The organism is Serratia sp. 3ACOL1, assembly GCF_003668775.1.
Lineage (GTDB): Bacteria > Pseudomonadota > Gammaproteobacteria > Enterobacterales > Enterobacteriaceae > Chania > Chania fonticola.
The window spans coordinates 3,517,890-3,535,053 of sequence record NZ_CP033055.1 but is presented as its reverse complement, the minus strand read 5'-3'; the positions used below and the strand labels follow the sequence as shown (position 1 = coordinate 3,535,053).

The 17,164-nt window shown below is 53.9% G+C and carries 14 protein-coding genes; 7 read left to right on the top strand and 7 right to left on the bottom strand.

From position 1 onward, the window contains the following. Positions 1–10 precede the first annotated feature (10 nt). The 4 genes from D9980_RS15910 (at position 11) to D9980_RS15895 (ending at position 6,199) form a co-directional block, all read left to right on the top strand. On the top strand, positions 11–1,375 hold the full coding sequence (locus D9980_RS15910; RefSeq protein WP_162304276.1) for a transporter substrate-binding domain-containing protein: 1,365 nt from the start codon (positions 11–13) through the stop codon (positions 1,373–1,375). Beyond that, complete coding sequence (locus tag D9980_RS15905) at positions 1,372–3,381, top strand: ATP-binding protein (RefSeq protein WP_121607815.1); 2,010 nt, start codon at positions 1,372–1,374, stop codon at positions 3,379–3,381. Before D9980_RS15910 ends, D9980_RS15905 begins: the two co-directional genes overlap by 4 nt. A gap of 122 nt (positions 3,382–3,503) precedes the next feature. Continuing rightward, positions 3,504–3,947, top strand: coding sequence for a DUF1090 domain-containing protein (locus D9980_RS15900; protein ID WP_021806288.1), 444 nt, complete (start codon positions 3,504–3,506; stop codon positions 3,945–3,947). Positions 3,948–4,030: 83 nt separating this feature from the next. After that, the gene (locus D9980_RS15895; protein ID WP_121607814.1) at positions 4,031–6,199 is read left to right on the top strand and encodes a fimbria/pilus outer membrane usher protein; all 2,169 of its coding nucleotides are present in this window, start codon (positions 4,031–4,033) and stop codon (positions 6,197–6,199) included. Here the strand turns inward: D9980_RS15895 and ruvX are convergent. From ruvX to D9980_RS15865, 6 genes are all read right to left on the bottom strand, one after another. Continuing rightward, complete coding sequence (gene ruvX, locus D9980_RS15890) at positions 6,162–6,584, bottom strand: Holliday junction resolvase RuvX (protein WP_121607813.1); 423 nt, start codon at positions 6,582–6,584, stop codon at positions 6,162–6,164. The genes D9980_RS15895 and ruvX overlap by 38 nt on opposite strands. Next, positions 6,584–7,147: a YqgE/AlgH family protein gene (locus tag D9980_RS15885; RefSeq protein ID WP_024484035.1), complete on the bottom strand. Its 564-nt coding sequence runs from the start codon at positions 7,145–7,147 to the stop codon at positions 6,584–6,586. The genes ruvX and D9980_RS15885 overlap by 1 nt, the downstream gene beginning before the upstream one ends. A gap of 65 nt (positions 7,148–7,212) precedes the next feature. Then, entirely contained in the window at positions 7,213–8,163 is a 951-nt protein-coding gene (gshB, locus tag D9980_RS15880) for a glutathione synthase (RefSeq protein ID WP_024484034.1), read from the bottom strand. Between the two features lie 32 nt (positions 8,164–8,195). Continuing rightward, positions 8,196–8,927 carry a 16S rRNA (uracil(1498)-N(3))-methyltransferase gene (gene rsmE, locus D9980_RS15875; RefSeq protein ID WP_024528354.1) on the bottom strand — a complete coding sequence of 244 codons (732 nt, stop codon included), beginning with the start codon at positions 8,925–8,927 and terminating at the stop codon, positions 8,196–8,198. Between the two features lie 67 nt (positions 8,928–8,994). Then, positions 8,995–9,693, bottom strand: a complete 699-nt coding sequence (gene endA, locus D9980_RS15870) for a deoxyribonuclease I (protein WP_121607812.1) — start codon at positions 9,691–9,693, stop codon at positions 8,995–8,997. Between the two features lie 114 nt (positions 9,694–9,807). Continuing rightward, a complete protein-coding gene (locus tag D9980_RS15865; protein WP_021806282.1) occupies positions 9,808–10,308 on the bottom strand; it encodes a SprT family zinc-dependent metalloprotease in 501 nt (166 codons plus the stop codon). 150 nt (positions 10,309–10,458) lie between these two features. On the opposite strand from D9980_RS15865, the gene D9980_RS15860 reads away from it, so the two are divergent. The 3 genes from D9980_RS15860 to D9980_RS15850 all read left to right on the top strand — a co-directional run bounded on the left by D9980_RS15860 (position 10,459) and on the right by D9980_RS15850 (position 15,626). Further along, the gene (locus D9980_RS15860) at positions 10,459–12,420 is read left to right on the top strand and encodes a U32 family peptidase (RefSeq protein ID WP_121607811.1); all 1,962 of its coding nucleotides are present in this window, start codon (positions 10,459–10,461) and stop codon (positions 12,418–12,420) included. Between the two features lie 508 nt (positions 12,421–12,928). Then, positions 12,929–14,575 carry a class I fumarate hydratase FumA gene (fumA, locus tag D9980_RS15855; RefSeq protein WP_024484031.1) on the top strand — a complete coding sequence of 549 codons (1,647 nt, stop codon included), beginning with the start codon at positions 12,929–12,931 and terminating at the stop codon, positions 14,573–14,575. 160 nt (positions 14,576–14,735) lie between these two features. Next, positions 14,736–15,626 (top strand): helix-turn-helix domain-containing protein, encoded by an 891-nt coding sequence (locus tag D9980_RS15850; protein WP_121607810.1) that lies wholly within the window; start codon positions 14,736–14,738, stop codon positions 15,624–15,626. A 54-nt stretch (positions 15,627–15,680) separates the two neighbouring features. On the opposite strand, the gene D9980_RS15845 is transcribed toward D9980_RS15850, so the two are convergent. Further along, positions 15,681–17,075: a sugar porter family MFS transporter gene (locus D9980_RS15845; RefSeq protein ID WP_121607809.1), complete on the bottom strand. Its 1,395-nt coding sequence runs from the start codon at positions 17,073–17,075 to the stop codon at positions 15,681–15,683. Between the last annotated feature and the right edge of the window lie 89 nt (positions 17,076–17,164).

Genomic DNA, 17,164 nt, shown 5'->3' with positions numbered 1-17,164 from the left:
TTGGCAATGGTTGCGCCGTAAACGTGTGCTGGTTTTCGGCATTGCGGCACCCAATTATTCTCCTTTTGATATCATCAGTGGTACCCGGGATTATGGCGGTATCAATGCTGATTACCTGGGGATTGTCGGCTATAACCTTAACGTACAGATAAAGGTGCGTTACTACGAAGATGCCTCAGCCCTGCGGCGGAGTCTGGATAAGGGAGAAGTCGATCTGATCGGCAATGTCGCTGCAAAAAACGTAGCCGATCCCGACATGCTGCTTTCTACACCTTATGTCTCTGCCTCACCGGCATTGGTGGTGCGCACCGACAGCCTGCTGCAACATAGTTCCCCCAAGCGCATTGCTATCGAGCGCCTATACAGCGGTAATCAGGGCTTGGTAGCACGCTTTCCGGCGGATTATCAGGTTTTTGACATACCGCGCCGGGCGCTGGAGGCGTTGTCGTTCAAGAAGCTGGACGCGTTTATTGGTGATGCCACGGTAGCTCGCTATTTAATCAATCAGGGCAACCTGAACAATCTGCGTTTGCAGCTACTGCCGCAGCAGGATATCAAAGGTTTCTCCTTTGGTATGGCCAGCGGGAACGTGTGTTTACAGCGAATATTGAACGCTGTTTTAGCGAGAATTCCGGAAAGCACTCAAGCAGAGATCCAAAGCCGCTGGAATGGCGGGATCCCCATGTCACAAAGTGATGAACACCTGCTGCTGACCTCACTGGAAAGAAAGTGGGTGGAAGAGCATCCCAGGGTGCGCTTGGCCGTGAATGGCGATTTTGCCCCTCTGGGCTTTTTCGACGTTCAGGGGGAGTTCCGTGGTTTGACGGCGGATGTCATGGAGGCTATCTCTAGCCGTATAGGGCTAAAATTCGACATTATCCGCGCGCAATCACTGCAAGACTCCCTGGATGCGGTGAAAACCGGCAGGGCTGACATTGTCGCAGGCGTGACGCTAGATGCAATCTGGCCTAACGGGTTGCTGACCACTCGTTCTTATTTATTCAACTCTTGGGTATTGCTGGGGATCCAGGAGCAGATTAGCCATGATCCTCCGCAGTTGATTGCCCTGGTCGCAGGGCACCCTCTGCAGGTTATCTTGCGGGAACAGTACCCCGAGAGCCGGATCATTACCGTGCCTTCACCCCAAGCCGGTATTGAGGCGCTAAAAGCGGGGAAGGCTGAAGCACTCGTGTTGCCGATGATTAGCGCCGATTACTTCCTGGCTCGGGAACCCACATCGGGGCTTAGTATTCTGAGTGCTCTGGATATTGAACCGGCGCGTTTTGTGATTGGTGTCTCTGGTAATGAATATCCCTTGGCAACCATCCTCGACAAGGCATTGCTGAATATCCCCCAGAGGATATCCATGCGATGACCAGCAATTGGTATAACAACACCTATCTGCTTGAAGGGACCCCGGGTGATGGAGAATTGCTTGCCCACTGTTATTCCACTGCGTGGTTACCGATCGTTCTGTTGTTGGCAATGCTGGTGATCGTCTTGGTTATCAGCCGGTTGCGCAGTAAGCGCCGCCTAGTGCAGCGTTGCCAGGCGATAATTGATAGCGTGCCCCTGCCGATTTACATCACCAATCTGAAAGACCAGATAGTGATGGCGAACACGCCGTTTTTTAATGCCATCAATGTTCCCGCAGAGACGGTGATCGGTAGCTCACTGGAAAATTACCCACTGCAACTGCCTGTTACGCTGGATATTGGTCGGGGCGGTGAGCAGGAACAGGTTTTATCTGTTATGCAGTTGGGAGGCCAGTCGCATACTTTGCAGCAGTGGGGCCAATTGCTGATTACTGAAGATCAGCGTGCAGAAGGAAAAATCGGCGGGTGGTTCGACGTGACCGAACGCGATCGCCTGATTGCGCAGTTACAGCAGGCGAAAGAGCGCGCAGACAGTGCCAACCGGGCTAAAACCACCTTCCTGGCCACCATGAGCCATGAGATCCGTACCCCACTCAATGCCATTATCGGCATGTTGGAACTGTTGCTGAACCGCCCGCAGCGGGAGGAAACATCAGATCGAGAACTGCTGAGCGTTGCACATGAGTCCGCCCATTCTCTGCTGGCCCTGATTGGTGACATTCTTGATATCTCACGCATTGAGGCGGACCGTCTGATCCTGCATCCACAACGTGCAGATATCCGCCACCTGATTGAAGCCGTGGCGATGTTATTTGACGGGGTGGCACGCCAAAAAGGGTTAGCGTTCAGGTTGGATATTGACGCGGAGATCACCGGCGATGTGTTAGTTGATCCCATGCGTTTCAAGCAGGTGCTATCCAATCTGGTGAGTAATGCCATCAAGTTTACCGAGCAAGGGCAGGTCACGCTCAGCGTCGTGGTCGATCAGATTAGCGAAGAACGAGCGGATCTGCGGCTACGTGTTTCTGATACTGGCAAGGGGATTGATGCTGTTACTCAAGCGCGTCTTTTCCAACCCTTTACTCAGGGCAAAGGAGAGGCTGGCGGGACAGGACTTGGGCTGTATATTTGCCGCAAGCTGGTGGAGATGATGGGGGGGACCATCGCATTGAACAGTGAGGTGGGTATTGGCAGCGACGTCACCGTGCTGCTTTCGGTGCCGAGATTGCTGAAATTCCCCCCTCAAACACTTCTGGAGGAACCAGCCCCGGTGGCATCATCCCAACTGCGGGTACTGATCGTTGAAGATCATCCTGCGGGCAGAATGTTGTTGACCCAACAGTTACAGTTTCTAGGCCATCAGCCCAGTGCGGTGGGGGATGGGGAGCAGGCGCTGCAGTTGCTGGAGCAAGAGAGCTTCAACCTGATTATTACCGACTGCCAGATGCCTGAACGTGATGGTTACAGCCTGAGCCGCCAAATCAGGCACCTCGAGCATGAACAGCAGTCCGATCCTACGGTGATCTGGGGGCTGACGGCCAATGCGCAAGAAAGTGCACGGGAGGCATGCCTGCAGGCGGGAATGGATGACTGCCTGTTCAAGCCGGTTAACCTGAGCATATTAAAAGCGAAATTGTCTACGCTGCCACTGACTGATGCGGGGAACAGTGAAGAGGAACCCGCGTTTATCGTGGAAGATTTGCCAGCGGAATTGCGCCAGCCAAAGGTATTGCGGGAGTTCATCCAAACCCTGCTGGATTGTTTACAGGAAGACTGCGCGCAACTTGCCATGGACATGAAGCAACAACCCATGGACCTGATAAGCATACGGGCGTTGGCCCATAAATTGGCCGGCGCGGCCCGGTTGGTGAATGCTGAAAGACTGAATGAAGCTTGTCAGTCATTGCATGACAACCCCGTTCAGGCAGCCGCCACGGCGGTGCAGGGGGAAGCACAGCGGCTGCTCAGCACCTTAAGGAAGGTACAACGGACTACAGAAGAATAGTCCCTTCCTACAGAGTGATTAAGGCTTCTGTAGATATTAAGGTAAGGGCGATCATTTTATTCTTTGTTGCACAGGAAGGGGGGCTTTTGGGCTCCTCATGTGTAATAACGTTTAAGGATTAAATGATGAAAAACACCACTAAATTAGCGATTCTGCCACTGGTTCTGGTTCTGGGCGCGAGCTTCTCTACCATGGCTAATGCGGCTTACGACTGTAACGCCAAGCGTGCTGCGATCGAATATCAGATCCAGCAGGCTGAGAAGTACGGTAACTACAACCGCGTAGCGGGTCTGAAGCGTGCTCTGAGCGAAGTTAATGCCCATTGCACCAACGGCAGCGTGCTGCAGGACGCGCAGAAGAAAGTCACCAAGCTGGAACAGAAACTGGCTGACAAGCAGCAAGACGTCCAGGAAATTAAAGCCGACCTGCGCGAAGCTCAGGCTAAAGGTGACGCCAAGAAAGTGGCCAAGTACCAGAAAAAACTGCAAGAAAAGCAGGCTGACGTAAAAGAAATCAAACAAGAGCTGAAGCAGGCTCGTGCTGAACTGGCCGCTGCACAGAAATAAGCAGTCATGATTTGGTAATTAAGGGGCGCAGATGCGCCTCTTTTTGTGTCGGATAAATATTGTGGTTTGCACTCAGGGAAAGAATGAAACCCACTTTTCATATTGCCATTATGTCGTTAGGCCTGTTGGTTAACGGTGCCAGGGCTGAAACAAATAACGTCTATCTCATTATTAACGATAACTTTAAGGGCGAGGTGGCCGTTAACCTGGGGCTGGATGGGCAGCCGTGTATTAATGCCCCATTGCTACGTGAGTGGGGGATACGTGATGCCGTGATAGTGATGGAAACGACCCCTGAAGGCTGTATTCTGCCCGACGTATTGAGTGCCCGAAAAATTGGGGTTTTCTATGAGCCGATAGCACAATTGCTGACGGTAGATATCCCGGCTGGCATACTGGGTGACAGCAAGCTGGCAGGCCGCTGGGATGACGGCATCAATGCGGCATTTGTTAACTATCAGTTCAATTACGGCCATTATGCGGGCGAAAACTATCGCGATACGCAACGGCACGACAGCCTGTATGCCGATATCACGACCGGGGTAAACGTGGGCCCTTGGCGGCTGCGTTATCAGCCCGTCTATCAGAAAGAGATCTGGGGCAACCCGACTTGGCACACCGAAAGGGCGCTAGCCTATCGGGATATCAAAGCCTGGCGCGCCACGCTGACCTTGGGCGACAGCGTGACGCCGTCAGTTTTGTTCGACAACGTCCGATTCCGTGGCATCAGTCTGGTATCGGATAGCCGAATGCTGCCGGATGGCCTGCGGCAGTTTTCACCTTGGGTACGCGGCTTCGCACGCAGTAATGCGGAGGTGAGGGTGCGCCAGAACGGTGAAATCATCTATCAGACGTTTGTTTCCCCGGGAGCATTCGTGTTGAAAGACGTCTATCCGCCCGCGCTCGAAGGGGATCTTACCGTCACGATACGCGAAAGCGACAGTACCGAAACCGAACGAAAAATCCCCTACTCCTCCATGCCCAACCTGGTTTACGCCGGCCAGTGGCGCTATGACGCCTCGGTGGGTAAATACCAACCCTATTACGGTATGGAAGAGGAGCAGCCAGGCTTTGCCCAGGCATCGGTCAGCTATGGGCTACCGGGAAAGGTCACGCTGTACGGTGGTTTCCAGGGGGCGGATATTTATCGCAGTGCGGCGGTCGGGATTGGTAAGAGCCTTAATCAGTGGGGAGCGATCTCGGCGGATTACACGTTTTCGTCTGCCCGTCAGCCAAGGCGTTCAGCGCCGGACACCGGCGGCATGGCGCGTATGCGTTACGCCAAGGCTTTCCCGGCCTGGGAGTCTTCCCTCAGCCTGATGGCGCAATATTATCCGCGGCAGCGCTATCGTACGTTTGGCACGGCGATAGATCAGCAGAGCACCTATTGGTGGGACTGGGAAGACGGCATTTTTGTCGGTGACTTTGACGAGGAAAAAAAGTATCGCCTGGAAGCGCGCTATAACCAGTATCTGTCCGATTCAGACAGCCTTTACCTGACGTTGGCTCGAGAAGCCACTCGGGGTAATCAAAGAGGCGAAACCAGCGTCGAGATGGGTTTCAGCGCCAGCCTGGGTAAGGTAGACGTTGCGCTGTATGCGGAATATAACCGCCCCTCGTATGGCAAAGAACAGGCGCAGTTGGGGCTTTCTGTCTCGCTGCCGTTGAACGCGCTCGGCGCACCACGTATGAAGCTGAACTATGATCATACGTTGGCTAACGATCGGACCGACAGCCGGCGGATAGGCGTCAGCGGTACGCTGCTTGACGACTATAGCCTGAGCTACAACGCCAGCACCAGTCAGAGCCAACGCAATGGCAGCAGCCAGGATCTGAGCGCCAATTATCAATATAACGCAGGTGACCTGCGGGTAGGTCATTCGCAAGGGGCAGGCTATCGCCAGCAGAATCTGGAGCTTGCTGGCAGCCTGATGGCGCATCAGGAAGGGCTCACGCTGGGGCAGACGTTAGGCGAAACCGTGGCCATCGTCAGCGTGCCGGGGACACCGGGGATTGGCATCGATAATCAGTATGGCGTCACCACCGACTGGCGGGGCTATGCGCTGATAGGCAATCTGACGCCGTACCGTATCAACAGTCTGACGCTGGACAGCCTTGAACTACCGGATACGCTTGAATTGCCTGAATCCGATCAGGAAGTGGTGCCTACCGCCGGTGCGATCATGTTCAGCCGCTTTGCTCCGGCACGGAAAATCAGCCCAGATGCTGCTCAAACCAGCTTTCCAGAATAACCACGGCGGAGGCAGAATCGACGCTGCCTTTATCCAATGCGCGGAATCCTCCATGGTCAAACAGATTGGCCCGTGCTTCAACGGTGCTCAGGCGCTCGTCATGCAGGGCAATCTGCACGCCAAAGCGGCCATGCAGCCGGTTGGCAAATTTACGTGCTCGTTCGGTCAGCGGCTGTTCGGTGCCATCCATATTCAACGGTAAGCCAACCACCACCAGGTCTGGCTGCCATTCTTTCAGCAGGCGCTCGATCTTCTGCCAGTCAGGTACACCGTCCTGGGCTTTAAAGGCTGCCAGCGCTCGAGCGGTGCCGGTAATTTCCTGGCCGATCGCTGCGCCGATGCTTTTGGTTCCGAAGTCGAAGGCGATAATGGTGCGGTTAGTCATCAGGCGTGTCCTGCGTGGCTGGCAATGCTGCGAATATCGATGCCAAGGCGGTTGGCTGCTTCACGCCAGCGGTTGGCGATCGGCGTGTGGAACAGAATGTCGGTGTCAGCCTCGGTGGTCAGCCAGGCATTCTCCAGTAGCTCTTGTTCCAACTGGCCCTTTTCCCAGCCCGCATAGCCAAGCGCCACCAGCACATCAGCGGGTTGATCTGGCGTGCCAAGCGTTTCCAGCACGTCTTTTGAGGTGGTGATCATGGTGGCCGGTGAGATTTGAATGCTGGAACCAAAGCCTTTGCGTGGGGTATGCAGAATAAAACCGCGATCGTCAGCCAGCGGGCCGCCGGCGAACACTGGCTTATCCAGGCTGATCGCCGGATCGCGCGGTGAAGGCTTGATGTCGAGTTTATCCAGCACCGTCTCCACGGTGAAATGTTCCACGGGCTTGTTGATCACTAATCCCATGGCTCCGTCGTCATTATGTTCGCAAACGTATATCACCGAACGTTTGAAGCGCGGATCTTGCATTGCGGGCATGGCAATCAGGAAATGGTGCTGTAAATTCATGGCGTTAATTCAATTCGGAAGTAAAATGCATGCCCTCTCCCAATGAGAGAGGGCGCGTCGTCGGCCTACTTCGCGGCCAGACGTTTTTCAATGGCGTCCATCAGCATGCCGGTGACGGAAACCGGGAATGCAGCTTCGATCTCACGGGCACAGGTTGGGCTGGTGACGTTGATCTCGGTAAGGCGATCGCCGATCACGTCCAGGCCAACAAAGATCAGCCCTTTCTCTTTTAGCGTTGGGGCAACTGCGCGGGCAATTTTCCAGTCGCTTTCGCTCAGCGGGCGCGCTTCACCACGGCCACCGGCGGCCAGGTTACCACGGGTTTCGCCTTGGGCAGGGATACGCGCCAGGCAGTATGGCACTGGCTCGCCATCCACCACCAGGATTCGTTTGTCCCCATCCTTGATGGCTGGCAGGAAGTTTTGCGCCATGCAGAAACGGCTGCCGTGTTCGGTCAGGGTTTCGATAATCACCGACAGGTTGGGATCGTCCTGCTTCACGCGGAAGATTGAAGCTCCGCCCATGCCGTCCAGCGGCTTGAGGATGATGTCACCGTGCTGCTGGTGGAATTTGCGAATATGGGCAGCGCTGCGGCTGACCAAGGTGTCTGGCGTCAGCTCCGGGAACCAGGCGGTGAACAGCTTTTCGTTACAGTCACGCAGGCTCTGTGGCTTGTTGACCACCAAAGTACCTTTCACTTCGGCACGTTCCAGGATGTAGGTCGCATAGATGTATTCAGTGTCGAACGGCGGATCTTTGCGCATCAGGATCACGTCCAGATCCTGCAACGCCAAATCCTGCTCGCTGCCAAAGCTGAACCAGCTCTCTTTATCTTCTTTCACGTTCAGCAGGCGCGTGCGGGCACGGCCATCACCGGCATGCAGATAGAGATCGTTCATCTCCATATAATGCAGTTCCCAGCCGCGGCGCTGCGCTTCGAGCAGCATGGCAAAGCTGGTGTCTTTTTTGATATTGATGGATGCGATAGGGTCCATCACGATGCCGAGCTTGATCATCTCTTCTCCTTACGAACCTGTGAGACAGGTCCTTAGCCCAGGTCGCCGAAACGGACCTGCAAAGCGGTAATTGCGGTGAGCGCGGTGGTTTCTGTACGCAAAACGCGTGGCCCCAGCAGGATATCAGTAAATCCATAGTCTGTGGTCATGGCAATTTCTTCGGCGGATAATCCGCCCTCCGGCCCAATGAGCAGACGTACGCTCACTACCGGCAGCGGCAGGGTATTGATACTTTGGCTGGCGCGTGGGTGCAGGTTCAGCTTGAGGCTATCGTCCTGCTCGGCGCACCAGTGTTCCAGAGTCATCGCTGGGCGGATCTCCGGAATGCGGTTGCGGCCGCATTGCTCGCAGGCCGCGATGGCGATTTTTTGCCACTGCTGGAGCTTTTTCTCCAGGCGCTCGCCGTCGAGTTTAACGCCGCAGCGCTCGGAAAATAGCGGAGTGATCACGTTCACCCCCAACTCGATGGATTTCTGGATGGTGAATTCCATCTTTTCGCCACGTGAGATCACCTGGCCAAGATGTAAGTTGAGCGGTGATTCGCGATCTTCCAGTTGCCCGGCGTTGATCTGAACCAGCACGTTCTTTTTATCCACCCGGGTGATTTCTGCTTCAAACACCTGGTTGCTGCCATCGAACAGTTGCAGTGCCTGCCCGGCGCTCATCCGCAGCACGCGGCCGACATGATTGGCCGCATCCTCGCTCAATGCAATTTCTGCACTGGCGCTCAAGGGCTCTGGATGGTAAATGCGGGGTTTACGCATAATGATTGTCAGATCCTGGCTCAATGATACGGCGCTGCCGATGGCAGCGCGAAAGCACTATAGTAGGTCAGCCTTTTCGCTGCTGACAAGCCTGTTGAATATAAGGGTTGTGATTCCCTTGTACCATGGCGATGCGTGCTTCACGGCGACATTCCCAGGTGTTGACCGGATACTGGCGGTTCCAGGCTTCAAACAACTGGGTTTGCTGGCGTGAAAGCGGCAACTGGTAGCGATCGCGCATGTAGAAGTAGGTGCGGGCGATGGCGCCTCGCGCACGGGCCGGTGGCTCGGCCTGCTTGTTCTTGAAGTCTACCTTCATCTGGCACTGTCCGTATTGCCCTTCGCCACCCCGCCACTGGCTGTACATAAAGTTATTGCGGTCACCGTTGACTTCACCGATGGCAGGTTGCAGGTTGTGCAAGTCGATCTCTATCTGGCGATAAACCGGATCCTTGTTGCAGTTTTTACGCCCACCCTGCTGCCAGCACTGTAACTGATGGCCGAACTGCCAGGCCGGAACCACATGTTCCCACTCGATACGCTCGGCGCGTTGGGCATTTTTACGCACCTGATAGCCACAGCTACCGAGATCGGGAATACCTTTCTTACCTTGCCAGTCGATCTTGCAGCCACAATAAAAGCTGCCTGGGGCGTCCTGGTTGATTTTGGCGGCAGCAGCCTTGGCCTGGGTAAAGTTATTAATCCCCTTGGCTAGCGTGCCGCTGGAGGCCGTCAATACGACTAAAAATAAAATTTTGCGATGCATATTCCAAAACAGCTCAAAATTGGAAAGGCAGGCAGGGTAACGGAAGTCACCGATAGGTGCAAATAGAGATAATGGATTGTTTTAACTTATAAATATGATTGTTAACGGCTTTGATTAACCGGAAAATGTCAGCTTTTCACCACACTGGCGGCAGCGGTATTCGCTCTCGCCGCGCATCACCCGATTATGGCGGCGCAGGGTCAGCTGATGTTGCTGGCAATCGCAGCGGTAAGGGAAGGTTTTGCTCTGTACCGAGCGGGTCTCAAACTGGTGGGTACGGCTGGCGGGAACCTGCAATACGTTTTCCATCATCCAGCGCCATTCCCGGCCATGCGGCGGCACGCGGCCAAACTGGCGGAAGACCAGCAGATGAGCCAACTCATGGGGGACCACTTCGTCGATAAACGGCTGTTGGTTTTCCATCAGCAGCACCGGGTTGAGGCGGATTTCCCAGGCTTGCAGCCAGGCGGTGCCCGCGCTGGTGCCGCGTTGCTGATACAGGATCTTGGGCTCTGGGAACTCGACGGCAAAATGCTGCCGCGCCAGCTGCAACTTGTCTCGCAGGCAGCGCATTACCGCCTGTTGCAGCGCAATGGGGATTCTTACTCTGTTCATAGTGGCGCTAGCTTAAGCAATGATGCGGCGGCTGGCAACGGGGCAGTAAGGAAAAGTCTATGGGCTCTTAACCGTCACGCAAGGCTTGTATGTACGAGGCTTGTGTCTACAATAGCAGCGATTTTCCCTCTTACCCTAACGGCGATAACCATGCTTTTACCGAACCAGATTGAATTACTCAGCCCCGCCCGCGATGCAGGTATCGCCCGTGAAGCTATTTTGCACGGGGCCGATGCGATCTATATCGGTGGCCCAGGTTTCGGCGCCCGCCATAATGCTGGCAACAGCCTGAGCGATATCGCCGGACTGGTTGAATTTGCCCGCCGCTACCGGGCCAAAGTGTTCATCGCCCTCAACACCATTTTGCATGATAACGAGCTGGAGCCGGCACGCCGCTTGATCCATCAACTGTATGACACCGGAGTCGATGCGCTTATCGTGCAAGATATGGGGATCCTGGAGCTGGATATTCCACCCTTTGAGCTGCATGCCAGTACCCAGACCGACATCCGTAGCGTAGAGAAGGCTCGCTTCCTGTCCGATGCCGGTTTTTCCCAGTTGGTATTGGCGCGTGAGCTGAATCTCACTCAGATAAAAGCTATCAGTGACAACGTTGACGCCGCCGTCGAGTTTTTCATCCATGGCGCGTTGTGTGTGGCCTTCTCCGGCCAGTGTAACATTTCCCACGCCCAGACCGGACGCAGTGCCAACCGTGGCGACTGTTCGCAGGCGTGCCGGCTTCCTTACACCCTGAAAGATGAGCAGGGGCGGGTAGTTGCGTATGAAAAGCATCTGCTGTCGATGAAAGACAACGATCAAAGCCGCAACCTGACGGCGTTGATCGACGCCGGTGTTCGCTCATTCAAGATTGAAGGGCGTTATAAGGATATGAGCTATGTGAAAAACATCACTGCGTACTATCGTCAGCACCTGGATGCCATTCTCAACGATCGTTCCGATCTGACGCCGGCATCGTCAGGCCGCACGGAACACTTTTTTATTCCGTCGCCGGATAAAACCTTCCACCGTGGCAGTACCGATTACTTCGTTAACCAACGCCAGATGGATATTGGTGCCTTTGACTCACCCAAGTTCATTGGCCTGCCTATAGGAGAGGTGCTAAAGGTGGGTAAAGATCATCTGGAAGTAGAAGTGAAAGAATTGCTGACCAATGGTGATGGACTTAACGTGCTGATCAAGCGCGATATCGTCGGCTTCCGTGCTAATAAGGCGGATAAAATTGCTGAAGGGCGCTACCGGGTTTGGCCTAACGAAATGCCGGCGGGTCTGGATAAGCTGCGCCCAAATCATCCACTTAATCGTAACCTCGATCACAACTGGCAACAGGCGCTGCTAAAAACCTCATCGGAACGCCGCATCGCTGTCGATATTCTGCTGACACAAAGCAGCGACGGAGTGACGCTAACCCTGATCAGCGAAGAGGGCATCAGCGTCAGCCATACGCTGCAGGGCGAATTCGGCGCCGCCAACCAGCCGGAGAAAGCGCTTGTCACACTGCGTGACGGACTGAGCAAACTGGGGCAAAGCCTTTATTACCCGCGTGACGTTCATATTGATCTGCCGATGGTTTGCTTCATACCCAACAGCCAGGTCAACCAACTGCGCCGCGATGCGGTGGAAGCGCTGGACGCCGCACGCCTGGCGGTAAACGAACGTGGCGACCGCAAACCGGTTTCCGTCCCGCCGCCGGTTTATCCGGATACGCACCTGACGTTTCTTGCCAATGTTTACAACCAGAAGGCGCGTAAGTTCTACCAGCGTTATGGTGTCACATTGATTGATGCCGCCTTCGAGGCGCACGAAGAAAAAGGGGATGTACCGGTAATGATCACCAAGCACTGCCTGCGCTTCGCCTTCAACCTCTGCCCTAAACAGGCCAAGGGTGTGCAGGGTGTGAAGGGGCGGGCATCGCCGATGCAGTTGGTACATCAGGGTGAGGTGTTGACGTTGAAGTTTGACTGCAAGCCATGTGAGATGCATGTGATTGGCAAGATCAAAAATCATATTTTGCGGATGCCAGTGCCGGGGAGTGTGGCAGGAGGTATCTCGGTAGAGGAGCTCAAGGCGACTCTACCGGGGAAGAAAAAATAGCCGTATACCAGAGACTGCTGACAAACCCTCACCGGGCTAACAATGTAGGGGCGCTGCATGCTGCGCCCGTCTGGATAATCAATGGGTTAGCAAATATTGGTATAGATAGATCCCGACCAATTCAGCAATATTGCCACTTTGTCAGCAATCTGATACCAGGTCATTGATGAAAACGGCTTGGTGTGGACATGAGGCAGCAAGGCAATTGTCGCAACGCTATTTTCCTACAATGATAAGCCGATCGACTCACACAGATTGTAATCATTGTGTTAACTGCGGGATAATAATCCGTGCATGATGAGTCTGTACCCGCAGTTCTCACCGGATGAGGTCAGAAAAACATCGCCAGCGTTAAGTCCTTACGTTAATAGAGGTTATTTTGCGATTTGGCGCAATAACTGACTACCTAAAAATACGTAAGGTGTGGGGAGTTTTTTTGACGCAGCGCGCCCCGAGCACGCTGGGTAAGTGTGAATTTAACGCAGCTGATGTTGCAAGTGAGAGATCAATGTCGAATAAACCGTTTCATTATCAAGATCCGTTCCCGCTGAAGAAAGACGATACCGAATACTATCTGCTAAGCCGTGACCACGTTTCCGTCGGCGAATTTGCCGGCCAGGAAGTCCTCAAGGTTGACCCTCAAGCCCTGACCCTGCTCGCCCAGCACGCTTTCCACGACGCCTCGTTCATGTTGCGCCCTGCGCACCAGCAGCAGGTGGCGGATATCCTCAACGACCCCGATGCCAGTGAAAACGACAAGTACGTTGCGCTGCAATTTTTGCGTAACTCAGAAATCGCCGCCAAGGGTATTTTGCCAACCTGCCAGGATACCGGCACGGCGATCATCATGGGTAAAAAGGGCCAGCGCGTCTGGACCGGTGGTGGGGACGAAGAAGCCCTGTCGCGTGGGGTGTACAACACCTTTATCGAAGACAACCTGCGCTATTCGCAAAACGCCGCGCTGGATATGTACCAGGAGGTCAATACCGGCAGCAACCTGCCTGCGCAGATCGATCTCTACAGCGTGGATGGTGACGAGTATAAATTCCTGTGCATCGCCAAGGGCGGTGGTTCGGCCAATAAAACCTACCTGTATCAGGAAACCAAGGCGCTGCTGTCCCCAGGTAAGTTGAAAGACTATCTGGTCGACAAGATGCGTACTCTGGGCACCGCGGCCTGCCCACCGTATCACGTGGCCTTTGTGATTGGCGGCACTTCGGCGGAAGCCACGCTGAAGACCGTGAAGCTGGCTTCAACCAAATACTATGATGCGCTGCCAACCGAAGGCAACGAACACGGCCAGGCGTTCCGCGATGTGGCGCTGGAAGAGGAACTGCTGAAAGAAGCCCAGAATTTGGGCCTGGGTGCACAGTTTGGCGGCAAATACTTTGCCCACGACGTGCGCGTAGTGCGTTTGCCACGCCACGGCGCTTCTTGCCCGGTGGGGATGGGGGTTTCCTGCTCCGCCGACCGGAATATCAAAGGCAAGATCAACCGTGAGGGGATCTGGCTGGAGAAACTGGAGCATAACCCAGGTAAATTTATTCCACAGGAACTGCGCCGTGCGGGTGAAGGGGAAGCGATCAAGGTGGATCTGAACCGCCCGATGGCTGATATCCTCAAGCAGCTGTCACAGTATCCGGTGTCTACCCGCCTTTCCCTGAGCGGCACCATCATCGTTGGGCGTGATATTGCCCACGCCAAGCTGAAAGAGCGCCTGGATCGTGGCGAAGGTTTACCGCAGTATGTGAAAGATCACCCGATCTACTACGCGGGCCCGGCCAAAACGCCAGAAGGCTATGCTTCAGGTTCTCTGGGGCCAACTACGGCAGGGCGCATGGACTCCTATGTCGATCTGTTGCAGTCACACGGCGGCAGCATGATCATGCTGGCCAAAGGTAACCGCAGCCAGCAGGTGACGGATGCCTGCCACAAGCACGGCGGATTCTATCTTGGCAGCATTGGTGGCCCGGCGGCGGTGCTGGCACAGCAGAGCATCAAGAGCCTGGAGTGCGTGGAATATCCTGAACTGGGTATGGAAGCGATCTGGAAAATCGAAGTGGAAGATTTCCCGGCCTTTATTCTGGTAGATGACAAAGGTAATGATTTCTTCCAGAAGATCCAGGAATCTCAATGTACGCGCTGTGTGAAGTAAGCTGATTGATAGCCGCCCCCGGTGGGCGGCTTGTACTTTGAGTAACAAGCTGCGATGTTTGTGATGAATTCGTCAGCCTTTGTAAAATAGTGTCGTCGCTTTGGACGCTCTAAATAAATCTGTATACCATTGCCGTGGACAATTTTGGCTAGGAAAAGTAATGGTGACGCAGGAAACACATATCAAAGAATTACTGGTCTGGATAGAAAACAACCTACGCAATCCACTATCACTGGATATTGTTTGCGAGAAATCCGGCTACTCTAAATGGTATCTGCAGCGCATGTTCCGCCAACAGACCAACCTGCCCCTTGCTGCTTATATCCGCGCCCGTCGCCTCTATCTGGCGGCCTTCTCATTACGCTTTACGCAAAAAAGCATTCTGGATATTTCGTTGGAGTATCAGTTCGATTCCCAACAGACATTCTCACGCTGTTTCAAAAAACATTTCTCTGTCACACCTAGCGCCTACCGTAAGGCCCAGAATTGTGACTTCAGCCATCTGGTGCAATCGCTGTCGCTGAATCAACCCAGCGATATCTCTATTGACTATGTTGAGGTTAAACCAGACAGCTACTCGCTGGCCGGTCAGTATTATTCTTATCACATCGATATTGAACAGTTGGGCGAATCCCACGCGACAATTCGTGATGGAATAAAGGATCGTTTTTGTGATGAGTTTAAATTAAATCCAGACAAACTTTATGCGCTAACCAATTTTACGCCCGATGGTGAGCGGGTGAAGGTCGACTATTTTGTGGCGGTAGATAAAACCATCGCCAAAGGTAAATCGTTGCTGGAACTACCGGAAATCAGCGGCGGTTATTGCCGCTTTCGCTATGCTGGCAAGCCAGTGGCCCTTCACGAGTATATCGCCAGCGTTTATACCAAACTTCTGCCGCAGTTTAATCTGGTACGCCGGGAAGGGTACGATATCGCGCAGCATAGCTACTCGCTCGATGGCGACGAAGAGCTGTACCTGGAATATGAGTATCTAATCCCGATAGTGCCAGACAAAGCCTTTGCAGAGAAAACCAGTCCGCGCTCCTGATTGCCATTGCGGATGTAAATACCGCCCGAAACGGGCGGTAATCAAAGACCTCGATCAGTGTGAACCAATCTCCCGTAGCGGTTTCCCAGCCATCAAATTCCGCTCGATATGTTCCAGAGAGATATTTTTGGTTTCAGGTATCAGAGCAATGGTAATGAAGATAAATACCAGGTTCAGCCCGGCATAGATCCAGAAGGTATGCGCGCTGCCCAGGGTGTTGAGCATAGTCAGGAAGGTGGCCCCCACGATCATGTTGGCGATCCAGTTTACCGTCGTTGAGCAGGTGATACCGAAATCACGGCCTTTAAGCGGTTGGATCTCTGAACACAATACCCAAATCAGCGGGCCGGCACTCATTGCAAAACCGACAATAAACATCAGCAACATCAGTATCGCGAAGTATTGAGCCGCAGGCGTATCCATGCCGATATTCATCATGGTACCCAATGTTCCCATGCCGATGGCCATCACCAGGAAGCCCAGCTTCAGCGTAGGTTTACGGCCCCAACGATCCACCAGTCCGATGGCAATAAAGGTTGCCAGCACGTTCACTAACCCGACGATCACCGTTCCCCACATTTGTTGCGCTGTACTGGCAAAACCGGCCAGATCGAAAATTTTCGGCGCGTAATACATGATGACATTCATGCCGGTGAACTGCTGCATGACCTGAAGCAATACGCCAAGATAGACCGCACGGCGGAAATTCTTGTTGTCTTTGAACAGTGACCAGCCGCTTTGCTTTATTTTCAGGCTTTCACGGATCTCATCCAGTTCGGCTTTCGCCTGTTCAGTCGTATCTCGCAGCATTTCCAGCACTTTCCTGGCTTCTGCATCACGGCCACGTGACGCTAACCAGCGAGGGCTGCGGGGCAGGAAGAACACGCCAACGAACAGCAACAAAGCCGGAAGGGTGATGATACCCAGCATCCAGCGCCATGAACCGCTGTAGCTGAAAGCCGTATCGGACAGATAAGCCCCCAGGATCCCTATCGTAATCATTAACTGGTACATGGAAATCATGCTACCGCGAATGCGCTCAGGCGCGATTTCAGAAAGGTACAGTGGGGCAGTGAAGGATGCGATACCTACTGCCAGGCCGAGCAGAACGCGGGAAATCAGCAGCACATCGTTGTTGGGGGCGAAAGCAGAGCAAAGCGAGCCAATGACAAACAGCACGGCGCCAATCATCAGGCTGTATTTGCGCCCCAGCCGGTAAGAGAGCCAGCCACTGCCGATAGCGCCAACCGCTGCGCCGAACATCATTGAGCTCACCACCCATTCTTGTTGCTGGGAAGTGATTTGGAACTCATGAGCAATAAAAGGTAATGCTCCGGCAATCACGCCGATATCCAGTCCAAACAATAAGCCTGCCAGTGCTGCCAGAAAACAGACAAAGAAGGTCATTTGGGCATTCGATCTGCCTTTACTTGTTGATGATGTACTCATAACGGCCTCAGTTAACCAGATAGGTGATTCGTTAGTAGGCTATGTTATTTGTCTGGATGATGATTTAACGTGCTATCGATCACATTTGG